Here is a 222-nt window from a genome sequence, read left to right as displayed (position 1 = left end):
CCCGCGCCGTCCCCCGCGCACCGCCCGCCAGCTCGTCCGGCCCCGGCACCCGCATCGACGTGTGCGTGTCCCGGTTGGAGTCCGGCCTCGCCCCGGGCACCAGCGGGACCGCTCCCCGCCGCCGCACCCGCTCCCCGGCCGCTTCCACGGGCGGCCGCGGGGACGCCTCCTCACCCGGCTCCCGCACCGGCTCTCCCGCCGGGTCCGCGTCCGGCTCGTCCA

1 pseudogene is annotated in these 222 nt (G+C 82.0%); it reads right to left on the bottom strand.

The annotated features are described in order from the left end of the window. Positions 1 to 222 (bottom strand): annotated as a pseudogene (locus RH94_RS43285) (serine/threonine protein kinase); the annotation flags it as partial.

Origin of the sequence: Streptomyces kebangsaanensis (assembly GCF_001906585.1) — a bacterium.
In the GTDB taxonomy this organism is placed as follows: domain Bacteria; phylum Actinomycetota; class Actinomycetes; order Streptomycetales; family Streptomycetaceae; genus Streptomyces; species Streptomyces kebangsaanensis.
Note: the sequence above shows the minus strand (reverse complement) of the source record. Positions and strands in the feature narration are given on the sequence as shown.